This window comes from Nonomuraea sp. NPDC003201, assembly GCF_053590415.1.
Genome location: NZ_JBSFTC010000307.1, coordinates 1 through 12,365 on the forward strand (window position 1 = coordinate 1; position 12,365 = coordinate 12,365).

The 12,365-nt window shown below is 71.1% G+C and carries 11 protein-coding genes; 7 read left to right on the forward strand and 4 right to left on the reverse strand.

Annotated features, from left to right (window positions below; translation table 11 throughout):
• Positions 1-719: YegS/Rv2252/BmrU family lipid kinase (locus ACWDX9_RS51040; protein WP_449968804.1), on the forward strand; the 719-nt coding region annotated here is incomplete at its 5' end.
• A gap of 87 nt (positions 720-806) precedes the next feature.
• Entirely contained in the window at positions 807-3,530 is a 2,724-nt protein-coding gene (locus ACWDX9_RS51045) for a DEAD/DEAH box helicase (protein ID WP_449968807.1), read from the forward strand.
• A gap of 44 nt (positions 3,531-3,574) precedes the next feature.
• Here the strand turns inward: ACWDX9_RS51045 and ACWDX9_RS51050 are convergent, their stop codons facing one another.
• Positions 3,575-3,763, reverse strand: coding sequence for a hypothetical protein (locus tag ACWDX9_RS51050; protein ID WP_449968810.1), 189 nt, complete (start codon positions 3,761-3,763; stop codon positions 3,575-3,577).
• A 519-nt stretch (positions 3,764-4,282) separates the two neighbouring features.
• Between ACWDX9_RS51050 and ACWDX9_RS51055 the strand changes: the two genes are divergently transcribed.
• The 3 genes from ACWDX9_RS51055 (at position 4,283) to ACWDX9_RS51065 (ending at position 7,092) form a co-directional block, all read left to right on the forward strand.
• A complete protein-coding gene (locus ACWDX9_RS51055; RefSeq protein ID WP_449968813.1) occupies positions 4,283-5,953 on the forward strand; it encodes an ABC transporter ATP-binding protein in 1,671 nt (556 codons plus the stop codon).
• Positions 5,954-6,162: 209 nt separating this feature from the next.
• A complete protein-coding gene (locus ACWDX9_RS51060) occupies positions 6,163-6,732 on the forward strand; it encodes a TetR/AcrR family transcriptional regulator (RefSeq protein WP_449968816.1) in 570 nt (189 codons plus the stop codon).
• Between the two features lie 189 nt (positions 6,733-6,921).
• Positions 6,922-7,092, forward strand: a complete 171-nt coding sequence (locus ACWDX9_RS51065) for a hypothetical protein (RefSeq protein ID WP_350731913.1) — start codon at positions 6,922-6,924, stop codon at positions 7,090-7,092.
• A 60-nt stretch (positions 7,093-7,152) separates the two neighbouring features.
• On the opposite strand, the gene ACWDX9_RS51070 is transcribed toward ACWDX9_RS51065, so the two are convergent.
• From ACWDX9_RS51070 to ACWDX9_RS51080, 3 genes are all read right to left on the reverse strand, one after another.
• Entirely contained in the window at positions 7,153-8,571 is a 1,419-nt protein-coding gene (locus tag ACWDX9_RS51070; RefSeq protein WP_350731915.1) for an RNB domain-containing ribonuclease, read from the reverse strand.
• Between the two features lie 27 nt (positions 8,572-8,598).
• Positions 8,599-8,922 (reverse strand): STAS domain-containing protein, encoded by a 324-nt coding sequence (locus tag ACWDX9_RS51075; RefSeq protein ID WP_449968819.1) that lies wholly within the window; start codon positions 8,920-8,922, stop codon positions 8,599-8,601.
• A gap of 78 nt (positions 8,923-9,000) precedes the next feature.
• Complete coding sequence (locus ACWDX9_RS51080) at positions 9,001-9,585, reverse strand: TetR family transcriptional regulator (RefSeq protein ID WP_449968821.1); 585 nt, start codon at positions 9,583-9,585, stop codon at positions 9,001-9,003.
• Between the two features lie 140 nt (positions 9,586-9,725).
• Between ACWDX9_RS51080 and ACWDX9_RS51085 the strand changes: the two genes are divergently transcribed.
• Positions 9,726-10,442, forward strand: a complete 717-nt coding sequence (locus tag ACWDX9_RS51085) for a hypothetical protein (protein ID WP_449968824.1) — start codon at positions 9,726-9,728, stop codon at positions 10,440-10,442.
• Between the two features lie 221 nt (positions 10,443-10,663).
• On the forward strand, positions 10,664-12,106 hold the full coding sequence (locus ACWDX9_RS51090; protein WP_449968827.1) for an RICIN domain-containing protein: 1,443 nt from the start codon (positions 10,664-10,666) through the stop codon (positions 12,104-12,106).
• Positions 12,107-12,365 lie beyond the last annotated feature (259 nt).

Here is a 12,365-nt window from a genome sequence, read left to right on the forward strand (position 1 = left end):
AGCGCCCCGACGCGCTCGTGGCCTTCGGCGGCGACGGGCTGGTGCACCTGGCCGTGCAGGCCGTGGCCGGCACCGACGTGCCGCTCGGCATCATCCCGGCGGGCACCGGCAACGACATCGCGGCCGCGCTCGGCGTGCCCTGCGCCGACCCCATGGCCGCGGCCCGCGTCGTGCTGCGCATGAAGTCGCGCCTGGTGGACGTCGCCCGGATCCGGGCCGGGCAGGCCGACGAGCTGTTCGCGGGGGTGATGTGCTGCGGGTTCGACTCGCGGGTCAACGAGCGGGCCAACCGGAAGACGTGGCCGCCGGGGATGGCGCGCTATCTGGTGGCGACGGTGGAGGAGCTGCGCTCGTTCCGGCCGATCCCGTTCCGGATGACCCTCGACGACGGGGAAGTGATCGAACGCGAGGCCATGCTGGTGGCGGTGGCCAACACGTGCTCGTACGGGGCGGGGATGCGGGTGTGCCCCGACGCGCGGCCCGACGACGGGCTGCTGGACGTGATGATGCTGGACGCGGTGTCCAAGACCGAGTTCCTGCGGGTCTTCCCGAGCGTCTACCGGGGGACGCACGTGGGGCATCCGGCGGTGTCGGTGCGGCGGGTGCGGAGCGTGCGGCTGGAGGCCGCGGAGGTCATCGCCTACGCCGACGGCGAACGCGTGGGCCCGGCGCCGGTCCACTGCGAGGTGCGCCCGGGGGCGTTACGGGTCATCGTTTGAAATCTACTTTGTAAAGGCGCCCGGCCGGGTGCCGGCCGGACCATAGGGGGGACCGACCGGAAAGGCGATTTCGGTAGGCTGACGGGTATGACAACGCCAGCGGAACGCTATGCGGCCTTCCGTCACAAGTATGGGGACGACGGGGCCGCGGTGAGATCGTTCCGAGGTCTCTATGACTTCGAGCTGGACGACTTCCAGCTAGACGCCTGCCGCGCCCTGGAGGCCGGAGACGGCGTGCTGGTGGCGGCGCCCACGGGGTCGGGCAAGACGGTGGTCGGCGAGTTCGCCGTCCACCTGGCCTTGGAGCAGGGCCAGAAATGCTTCTACACCACCCCCATCAAGGCGCTGTCCAACCAGAAGTACAACGACCTGGTCAAGCGCTACGGCACCGCCAAGGTCGGCCTGCTGACCGGAGACAACAGCGTCAACGGCGAGGCCCCCATCGTCGTCATGACCACCGAGGTGCTGCGCAACATGCTCTACGCGGGGTCGGCGACCCTGGCGGGGCTCGGGTTCGTGGTCATGGACGAGGTCCACTACCTCGCCGACCGCTTCCGCGGCGCGGTGTGGGAAGAGGTGATCATCCATCTGCCGGAGTCGGTGCGGCTGGTGGCGCTGTCGGCGACGGTGAGCAACGCCGAGGAGTTCGGCGAGTGGCTGGGCGAGGTGCGCGGCGACACCACGGTGATCGTGGACGAGCACCGTCCGGTGCCGTTGTGGCAGCACATGATGGTCGGCAACCGCCTCTACGACATGTTCGTCAACGACGACCTGACCCCGCGCGTCAATCCCACGCTGATGCGGGTGACGCGTGACGCCGAGCGGCTGACGGCGGGGCGGGGCAGGCGCGGCTACGGCCGGCCGCAGCGTTCGCGCCCGCCGGACCGGGTGCAGGTGATCGAGAAGCTCGACGCCGAGGGGCTGCTGCCGGCGATCACGTTCATCTTCTCCCGTGCCGGGTGCGACGCCGCCGTTCAGAAGTGCCTGTATGCCGGGATCCGGCTCACGACCGACCGCGAGCGGCACGAGATCAGGCAGCTCGTGGACGAGCGCACCGCGCACCTGCCGGACGAGGACCTGGCCGTCCTGGGCTACCTGGAGTGGCGTGACTGCCTGGAGCGCGGGCTGGCCTCGCACCACGCGGGCATGCTGCCGGCCTTCAAGGAGGTCGTGGAGGAGCTGTTCACGCGCGGGCTGGTCAAGGCCGTGTTCGCGACGGAGACGCTCGCGCTGGGCATCAACATGCCGGCGCGCAGCGTGGTGATCGAGAAGCTCGACAAGTGGAACGGCGAGACCCACGCCGACCTCACTCCCGGCGAGTACACCCAGCTGACCGGGCGGGCGGGGCGGCGCGGCATCGACGTCGAGGGCCATGCGGTGGTGCTGTGGCAGCAGGGCATGGATCCGCTGTCGGTGGCGGGACTGGCCGGCACGCGGACGTATCCGCTGCGGTCGAGCTTCCAGCCGTCGTACAACATGGCGGTCAACCTCGTCGGGCAGTTCGGCCGGGAGCGGGCCAGGACGCTGCTGGAGGAGTCGTTCGCGCAGTTCCAGGCCGACCGGGCGGTGGTCGGGCTGGCCAAGCAGCTGCGCAAGCACGAGGAGGCGCTGGAGGGCTACCAGGAGGCCATGACGTGCCACCTGGGAGACTTCCCCGAATACGCGGCGCTACGCCGCAGGCTCTCCGATCGTGAGGCCGAGCTGTCCAGGCAGCGCGGTGCCGCGCGCCGGGCGGCGGCCGCGCGGTCGCTGGAGGCGTTGCAGCCGGGTGACGTCATCCGGGTGCCGGGCGGGCGCCGGGCGGGGCTGGCGATCGTGCTCGATCCGGGCCGCAACCCGCGCGGTCAGGGGCCGAGCCCGCTGGTGCTGACGATCGGCAAGCAGATCAAGAAGCTCGACCCGGCGGACTTCCCCGTCCCGGTCGAGCCGCTGGAGAAGCTGCGCATCCCGAAGAACTTCAACGGCCGCTCGCCCAAGGAGCGCGCCAACCTCGTCTCCACGCTGCTGGCCAAGCTCGGCGACCGCGACCTGGGCAAGCCGGCCAGGGCGCGCGACCACACGGAGGAGGACGACGAGGTCAACGAGCTGCGCCGGCTCATCCGGCAGCACCCGTGCCACGGCTGCGACGAGCGTGAGGACCACGCCCGCTGGGCCGAGCGCTACTACAAGCTGCTGCGCGAGACCGAGGGGCTGCGCCGCCGGGTGGAGGGGCGCTCGCACGTCATCTCGCGGACGTTCGACCGCATCTGCTCGGTGCTGGAGCAGCTCGGCTACCTCGAGGGTGAGGCCGTCACCGACGAGGGCCGCCGGCTGGGCCGCATCTACACCGAGCTCGACCTGCTGACCGCCGAGTCGCTGCGCCAGGGGCTGTGGGAGGAGCTCGACCCGGCCGAGCTGGCGGCGTGCGTGTCGGCGCTGGTGTTCGAGTCGCGGGCCGCCGATGACGCGCGCCGCCCGAAGGTGCCCGCCGGGCGGACGCAGGAGGCGCTGACGTCGATGATCCGGCTGTGGGGGGAGCTGGAGGGCATCGAGTCCGACCATGGGCTGTCCACGATCAGGGAGCCGGATCTGGCGTTCGCGTGGGCGGCGTTCCGGTGGACGAAGGGGCACGCCCTGGACGCCGTCCTGCGGGACGGGGTGAACGGCAACGAGCTGGCGGCCGGTGACTTCGTACGGTGGATCAAGCAGCTGATGGACCTGCTCGGTCAGCTCGGGAACGCGGCCCCGCCCGGCAGCAAGATCAAGCAGACGGCGGGCAAGGCCGTGGACGCGATGCGGCGCGGCGTGGTGGCCTACTCCTCGCTCACCTGACCTTCTCGGAAAGGTCCTACCCGCCCTCTTCGGAGGGCGGGTCCTCAGGAGTCCTTGCTGCTGATGGCGCCGATCGTCAGGAGCAGGCCGGCGACGCCCACCACGGCGCTCACGACGGTCAGCGGGGTGCCGTCGAGCACCAGGTGCAGCAGGCCGAAGTTCTTGCCGAAGAAGTGATCGGCGATGAGGCCGCCGAAGCCCTGGATCATGAGGATGACGCCGATGAATGCCATGCGCCCATGATCCCTGACGCAGACGTCCGATCCATCGGACCAAAGTATCGGGTGACCTACACCTTGGAACCAGTTCTGAGCAGCATCCTTTGGGATTACCGTTACCCGAGTTAGTGGTTCTTTTTATTTACGGTCGATTTAACGGCGGCAGGCAACGGCCTTTGTCGGGCGGTTTCACTGGTCAAATTCCTTTTAAAAAGGCGATATCTCGTGCTTTGTCGCTTTTCGGGTGCTAACGTGCGATTTGTGCAAGTCAGCAAACGGGGGAGGAATCATGGCTGGCTCTCAGCTCACCAGGATCGACTTCCAGCAGGGTTGCTGCCGACGCCGTAGGCGCTGGCGTTGTGGTTGGCGCGGTTGGCGCTGCCGCTCCCGGCGCTGGTGGTGGGGGTGGTAAATCGCTCCCGTGAGAGCCGGTGGCCTGGCCGCCGGCTCTCATTGACTGTCTCCGGCCGCGAACTCGCCCCGGCGATTTCCATTCGCCGCACTTTTCGCGAGTTCTGGCCGGACACCCGCGGGTTGCGCCGCCTATTCGCGGCCGGCGTCGTGTTCGCCGTCGTGGCCGCGCTCTGCGAGGTCGCCGCGATCCGCCTGTTCGGCCACATCACCGACGAGGTGCTGACCACCCGGCGGCTGAACGAGTTCTGGGTTCCGGCGTTCGCCTGGCTCGGGCTCGCCGCGATCGCCGGGGTGACGTCCTTCGCGGCGACGTACGCCACCGCGCTGGGCGCCGAACGGTTCCTGCTGGCCCTGCGCGACCGCGTCTACGCGCACCTGCAGACGCTCGCGCCGGACTTCTCGGAGCACCGGCGCCTCGGCGACCTGATGGCACGGCTGACCGACGACATCGAGGCCATCGAGGAGCTCGTGGGGTCCGGGCTGGTCAAGGCGCTCACCACGGCGGCCAGCGTGGTGTTCTTCGCCGGGGCGGCCTTCTTCATCCGCTGGGACCTCGCCCTCGTCACGATGGCGCTGATCCCGCTGTTCCTGGTGGTGTCCAAGGTGTTCGCGGGCAGGTTCAGAACGGCCGCGGCCCGGGAGCGCTACAGCAACGGCGCCATGAACAGCGTCCTGGAGGAGGGGCTGGCCAACCAGCCGCTCGTGCAGGCGTACAACCGGCAGGAGGCCGAGTCGGGCCGCCTGCACCGGGAGGGCGGCATGTGGCTGCGCGCCAACATGTCGCAGGCCTGGCTGTCCGGCCTGTACGGGCCCACCGTCCAGGTCATCGAGACCGTCTGCCTGATCGTCGTCCTGGGGTTCGGCGCGTGGGAGATCGCCGCGGGCCGGCTGACCCTGGGCGGCCTGCTGGCCTTCGCCGCGTACCTGGCACTGCTGTACCCGGCGGTCCAGGCGCTGGGAGAGCTGGCGCTGACGGTGTCGGAGGCGGCGGCCGGGTCCGACCGGGTCATCGAGATCCTCAGGGTCAGGCCCGCCGTCACCGACGCGCAGGACGCCGTGCCCGTCGGGCGGAGCCGGGGCCTGGTCGAGTTCGACCGGGTCGCCTTCACGTACCCGAGGCGCGGGCGGCAGGTCCTGCGGGACGTGACGTTCACCGCCTCGCCCGGCAGGGTCGTCGTCCTCACCGGGCCCAGCGGGGTGGGCAAGTCCACGCTGGCCAAGCTGATGCTGCGCTTCTACGACCCGGAAGCGGGCCGCATCCTGCTGGACGGGGTCGACATCCGGCGCCTGACGCGGCAGTCGCTGCGCGAGAACATCACGATCGTGCACCAGGAGACGCTGCTGTTCTCGGCGTCCGTACGCGACAACATCGCCTACGGCCGCCCCGACGCCTCGCTGGAGGAGATCGTGCGGGCGGCGGAGGCGGCGGGGGTGCACGAGTTCGCCGAACTCCTGCCGCAGGGCTACGACACGCCCGTGGGGCAGCGGGGGCGGCTCCTGTCCGGCGGTCAGCGGCAGCGGATCGCCATCGCCAGGGCCGTCCTGCGGGACGCGCCGGTGCTGGTGCTCGACGAGCCCATGACGGGGCTGGACGAGGCCACGGCCGCGCAGGTCATGAAGCCGCTCCTGCGGCTCATGGCCGGGCGGACGACGCTCCTCATCACGCACGACCTGCGGTTCGTGCCTGAGGGGGCGCGCATCGTGGAGCTGTCGCCCGTGCACCGGGAGGAGCGCATCCGCCTCAAGCGCCTCGCCCGCGCCCACCCGCGCCCGCTGACCACCCCTCCCTGACCGACCCCGAGCCCGACACCCGCCTTCTTTTCGGGGGCGGGTGTTCCGGTGTCCGGGGCCGGCGGCTGCCCGTTCTTCGAGCGGGGTACGCACGGCGGCGTCCGGGGGTGCGCCGGGGCGGGGGAAGGATGATCGGGATGGGTGCGGGGGTGAGGGGCCGTCGATAGAATCGGAGAGATCCCTCCGGTTGTTGAAGGCAGGTTTCGTTCATGGGCGACGACCACAGCTCGGCCCGGCCGTTGCGGGCCGACGCCCGGCGGAACCGGGAGCGGGTGCTGCAGATCGCGCAGGAGGCCCTGGCCAGTGACGGCCTGACGATCTCCTTCGACGAGATCGCGCGGCGGGCCGGGTTCGGGGTGGGCACCGTCTACCGGCACTTCCCGACCAAGGAGGCGCTGTTCGAGGCGGTGCTGCTGGGGCGGATCGAGCGGTTCGTGGCCGACGCCCGCGCGCTGGCCACGGCGGAGGACCCCGGGAAGGCGTTCTTCGCCTGGTTCGCCAAGGTGGTCGAGCAGGCGTCGGGGAACCAGGCGCTGTGCGACATGCTCGACAGCGGGGCCGGGATGAAGGTCTCGTTGCAGGACGATCTCGGCAGGGCCGTCGCCCGATTACTGGTCCGGGCGCAGCGGGCCGGAGCGGCGCGCGGGGATCTGGCGGGGGAGGACGTGCTGGATCTGCTGCGCGGGTGCCTGGTGGCGGAGCGCCGGGCGCGGGCCAGAGGGGCCTCGGTACGGATGGCGGACGTGATCTGCGACGGGATGCGGATGAAAAGGGCCTGAGCCTCATGGCGGGAGACTGACCGGCCGGTCAAAGCGGTGTCGTCATTCGTTCACGGAACGTCACCTTCGGGGCAGTTTTTCGGCTGATGTTGCTGGAAATCCCCATGTCAGAGACATCCTCGGACGCACTCGCCGAGGCCCCCTCGGCTGCGTGGCGTCCGCCCGGCCCCGTTCGGAGGTAGCCACCACATGTTCGCCCTTGTCGCCGCACTGCTGTTCGTGCTCGCCCTCGTCTTCGAGATCGCCGGCCTCGCGGTCGGCAGCGTAGTCACGGTCGCCACGCTCGGCACCGCCGGGCTGCTCTGCGTCGCGCTGCACCTCATGGGTGTGGGCGCGGGGTGGAGCCTGCTGAAGAAGTGACGCCCGGTGCGGGGCCGCGCGCGGAACATGCCGTGCGCGGCCCCGCAGGTCGCCCGAGGTTCACGTCGCCAGGGTGAAGCGGACCTCGCGGGTGGCCGGGTCCGCCTGCGTGAGGCGTACCGTGACCTGCTCGCCGAGGGGGAGCGGGCCGTCGCAGCGGGCGATCACGGCCGGGTCGGCGAGCTGCACCTGCCCGCCCCCGCGCCGCTCGTCCACGTCGATCACGACCGCGTCGAACGCCTGCCCGATCCGCTCCCGCAGCAGGAACGCCTCCACCAGGTCCACGCACGCCCGCTCCACCGCCCCGGCCCGCCGTCCGGTCGAGCCCATGACGGCGGGCAGGGCCGCCAGGCCCGCCCGGACGTCGAACGGCACCGGCACGCCCGCCGCGACCGCCAGGCACACCTCGGTCGCGTACCGGTCGACCAGGCGCCGCAGGGGCGCCGTGACGTGCGCGTACGGCGCCGCCACCGCAGCGTGCTCGGCCAGCGCGGGCGGCGCGCCGTCGAAGGCCACGTAGCCGGCGCCGCGCAGCAGCACCTTCGACTCGTGCAGGAACGCCGCCTGCTGCGGGTTCTTGGGGTCCAGGTCGTGCACCACGGCGCCGTAGGCGGCACCGTCGGGCCAGGGGACGTCCAGCGCCTGGGCGACCCTGCGGACCTTCGCCAGGTCGTCGGCGTGCGGCCGGGGCAGCACGCGCAGGATGCCGATCTCGGCGTCGAGCATCATCGAGGCCGCGGCCATGCCGGTCAGCAGGGAGATCTGCGCGTTCCACGCCTCGGCGGGCAGCGGCAGCCGGAACTCCAGCCGGTAGGCGCCGTCGCCGTCGGAGACCACCTCCTGCTCGGGGGTGGGCAGGGTGACGCCGCCGCGCTCGCGTTCGAGAGCCAGCCGCAGGCGGCCGATCTCGGCCAGCAGCCCCAGGACGCCGTCGGCGGTGCCGGTGTCGACGGCCGCCTGCACGTAGGCGTAGTCGAGGCGTTCGCGGCTGCGGACGAGCGCTCGCTGCACGTCGGCGCCGACCATGCGGCCGTCGGCGTCGAGGTCGATGCGCCAGACCGCGGCCGGCCGCAGCGCGCCGGGCAGCAGGCTGGCCGCGTCCTCCGACAGGACCTTGGGGTGCAGCGGCACCTTGCCCGCGGGAAGGTAGACGGTCTCGCCCCTGGTGCGGGCCTCGGCGTCGATGAGGCCGCCCGGCCGGACGAAGGCGCCGACGTCGGCGATCGCGTACCAGACGCGGTAGCCGGCGCGCAGCCGCTCCAGGTGCACGGCCTGGTCGAGGTCCATCGAGCCGGGCGGGTCGATGGTGACGAACGGAACGTCGGACAGGTCTTCGGCGTCGAGCCGCGGCACCCGCGCCACCCACGCGGCCTCGTCGAGCACGGCGCGGGGGAAGTCGTCCGGCAGGTCGAGCTCCCGCCTGACGCGTTCGAACCCGTCCTCCAGCTTCAGGGGTATCTGATCGGGAACCTGAATCACGCCTGACAACCTACAGGTGGCGGGTGTTCAGGTGAGGCGCGCCTCCAGGCCGGTGAGGCGCAGCAGCCGCCGGATGGCGGGCGGGACGCCCGTGAGGCGCAGCGGGGTCTGCTGGGCCCGGGCGTGGTTGTGGGCGCAGATGAGGATGCCGAGCCCGGCGGCGTCGATGAAGGCCAGCCGGCTCATCTCGATGACCATCGCGACCTGCTTGTGCGGGGCGCGTCCGGCCTCCTGCAGCAGGTCGAGCAGGTGGGCGCGGAGTTGTTCGGTGGTGGCGATGTCGAGCTCGCCGGACACGCTGACGGTCAGGCTCCCGTTGCGGCGGGTGGTGGTCAGCTGGAGTGGCTCCATGAATCGGCTCCGCGCTCTGTCAGGGCCGGGAACCTCAGGACAACAATTCCGATTACCAGATGTAAAAACATCACACCATCAGCGGACTTCCAGCCCGAGAAGGATGAGATCGCACAAAGCGGTGAAGTCATCCTCGATGCCCGGCCGGCTCCATTCGGCGGCGTGCGCCGGGTTGTGGAAGCGTACCGCCGCGTCGAAGACGGCGCGGGCCGTGGCGGCGGGGTCGGGGGCGGCGAACTCGCCCCGCTCGAGCCCGGCGTCCACGATCCGCCGGATCTGGCCGACCAGGTCGGCGACGTGCCCCTCGACGACCTGGCTGGACTCGGTCACCAGCGCCACGTACGTGGCGAACAGCTCGGGGTCGTCGAGCGCCCGCTTGCGCTTGGAGCGGAACAGCGCGCCCAGCCATTCGCGCAGCCGCACGCCGGCCGGGGCGTCGGAGGCCAGCACGGTGGCCAGCTCGGCGTGCGACTGGTCGAGCCAGCGCTGGGTCACGGCCTCGCGCAGGGCCGTCTTGCTGGGGAAGTGCCGGTAGACGCTGCCGTGGCTGACACCGAGCGCCCGCGCGACGTCGACGACCGTGGCCTTGGCCGGACCGTAGCGGCGCAGGACGTCCTGGGCCGCGGCGAGGATCTGGTCCGGTGTCAGGATGCCATCTGTCACCTTTCCAATTCTGTCAGCCGCCCGGGTATACACGACCCACGGGTGTGGCCAGCCACATTTGCAGAAATTTGTGCATTCATCCGGTCGGAGCACACTACGCTGCTACCGCTGGCAGGTACGAGGGGAAAGCAAACAACATCGTGTGGATCGCAGTCGTGGCGCTGGCCGCCATTGTCGTGGGGGCGATGGTCTGGTGGTTCCGCCGTGACCCGGCCGGCGGTGCCGCCGGTGCCGCCGGTGCCGCCTCCACCACGGTCGAGGCGGACATGGACCTCGGGATCCCGGCGGAGGTCGAGCCCGCGTTCATGGAGGGCCTGCGGGCCTACCCGCTGCGGGTGAGCGGCCGGCGGGGGGTGCTCACGACGTACGAGCCGCCCCGGCTGATCTCGCTGCACCTGCTCGCCGACGCCTTCGCGGCCAGGGGGGACGCCGCGCTGCACGATCCGCAGGGCACGGTCGTGGCCCTGATCGCGCACCTCGGGGGGGTGGAGCGGCCGGGCGTGCTGCATCTGCGCGAGGACTGGCTGGACGGCGAGGTGGACGGCATGGACCGGGCCGCCTTCGCCGAGGCGGTGCGCGAGGCCGTGTCCGGCGAGTGCCCCTGGTCGGCCGAGCCGGCCATTGGAGCGTTGCAGGTCACCGTGCGTGAGGCCAACACGATGATGCTCGATCTGGCCAGGGTGCTCGAGCTGTACCGGGAGGCCAGGGAGAAGCAGCCCGAGGCCGCGGCCGGGGAGCTGCTGCGCGAGGTCGCGCCGCGCCTGATCGCCGCCGGCGGGCCGGGGCTCACCTGGACGAAGCCGCCCACGCAGGCGGACCTGCGCGTCGTGCTCGGCAGCACGCCCGAGCCCGCCTGACGTCCTGCTCCACGCGGAAATCCGCAGGTCAGTACGGCTCCGCAGAGCGTGGAATCCCGGCTGTGGTGAAAGTTTCAGCTCTGATTGACAGCGGGAAAGCGCTTACCTATGTTGTGGCGTGTTCGGTCACACGTATGGCAGCCACATATGTGAACGGATTCTCGCTGGGGGGACACGTCGCAGGCCGTGAGCGGCCTGCCGGGCCGGCAAGGAGCTGAATCGTGCGACAGAGAATCAACGGCAGAACAGCGGCGGTCATCGCGGGCGTCATCGGCCTGACGGGCACGGCAGTCGTCGCGGTGGCCGCTGCGACGACCACCGCGGCCGCCGCGGCCCCCGCGCCGGGGGCGTACACGGTGGTGAACAACGGCAGCGGCCTGTGCCTCACCGTGCCGGGATCCAGCACCTCAGACGGGGTCCAGCTCACCCAGAGCGGCTGCGGCAGCGCCGCTCAGACCTGGAACCTGACCGCGAGCGGCAGCGGCTACACCCTCAAGGCCGCCCACAGCGGCAAGTGCGCGGGCGTGCAGGACGCCAGCACCTCCGCGGGCAAGGCCGTGCAGCAGGAGAGCTGCTCCGGCGCCTCGTCGCAGACGTGGACGCTGCCCGAGTCGGGCGCCACCGTCAGGATCGTCAACGCCAACGGCGGCAAGTGCCTCAACACCAAGGACAACGCGACCTCCTCCGGCGCCCTGGTGCAGCAGAACTCCTGCGACTCCGTGGCCACCAAGCAGTGGCGGCTCGTCGCCGCCGGAAGCAACCCGACCAACCCGCCCACCGATCCACCGCCGACCACGCCTCCGGGCAACGCGAACGGGCTGGTCGGCTGGGCCACGCAGGGCGGCGGCACGACCGGCGGCGGCAACGCCTCGCCGGTCACCGTCAGCAGCGCCTCGGCCCTGACCAGCGCGCTGTCGGCGAGCGGCGCCTCGGTGATCCGGGTGTCGGGCACGATCTCCTGCTCGGGCATGCTGAAGGTGGCCTCGAACAAGACCGTGCTCGGCAACTCGGGCGCGACGATCGCGGGCTGCGGGTTCAACATCTCCCAGGCCTCGAACGTGATCGTCCGCAACCTCACCTTCCGCGACTGGGGCGACGACGCGATCAACGTCCAGTACTCGACCCGGGTCTGGCTCGACCACAACTCGTTGAGCCACGGCTACGACGGCGCCATCGACATCAAGCGGGCCAGCGACTACGTCACCGTCTCGTGGAACAAGTTCTCCAACCACGACAAGACCATGCTGCTCGGCCACAGCGACGACAACGGCGGCGAGGACCGCAGTCACCTGCGCGTGACGTACCACCACAACTGGTTCGACGGCACCAACCAGCGCCACCCGCGCGTGCGGTTCGGCAACCCGGTGCACGTCTACAACAACTACTACGGCAGCGTCGGCAGCTACGGCGTGGCCTCCACCGAGGGCGCGGGCGTGCTCGTCGAGGGCAACTACTTCGAGAACACCCAGGACCCGTTCCACCTGGGCGAGGGTGACTCCGGCCCCGGCACGCTGGTCGCGCGCAACAACCACTTCGTCAACTCCGGCAGCGGCCAGAGCGGCGGCAGCGTCGGCTCGATCCCCTACTCCTACTCGCTCGACACCGCCTCCAACGTCAAGTCCGTCGTCACCGCGGGCGCCGGCGCCGGGCGGATCTCCGTCTGACGCTCGCCCCCTCGCGGCCCCTCCGGCTCCCGCCCCGGAGGGGCCGCCCCATGATCGAGGCAGGTGTGCTGTTCATGTAGGTTCGCGGCGTAACGCCGAGCTGAACGAGGAGCCTGACTTGTCACCCCTCATCCTCTCCGCCGCGGGGGCCGCCCTGGTGCTGGACGCCTCGGGCCCCGGCCTGCCGCGCGTGCGCCACTTCGGCGCCGACCACGCGGGCTCCCCCACCGTAGTCCGCCCAGAGCGGGATGCCGCCTCC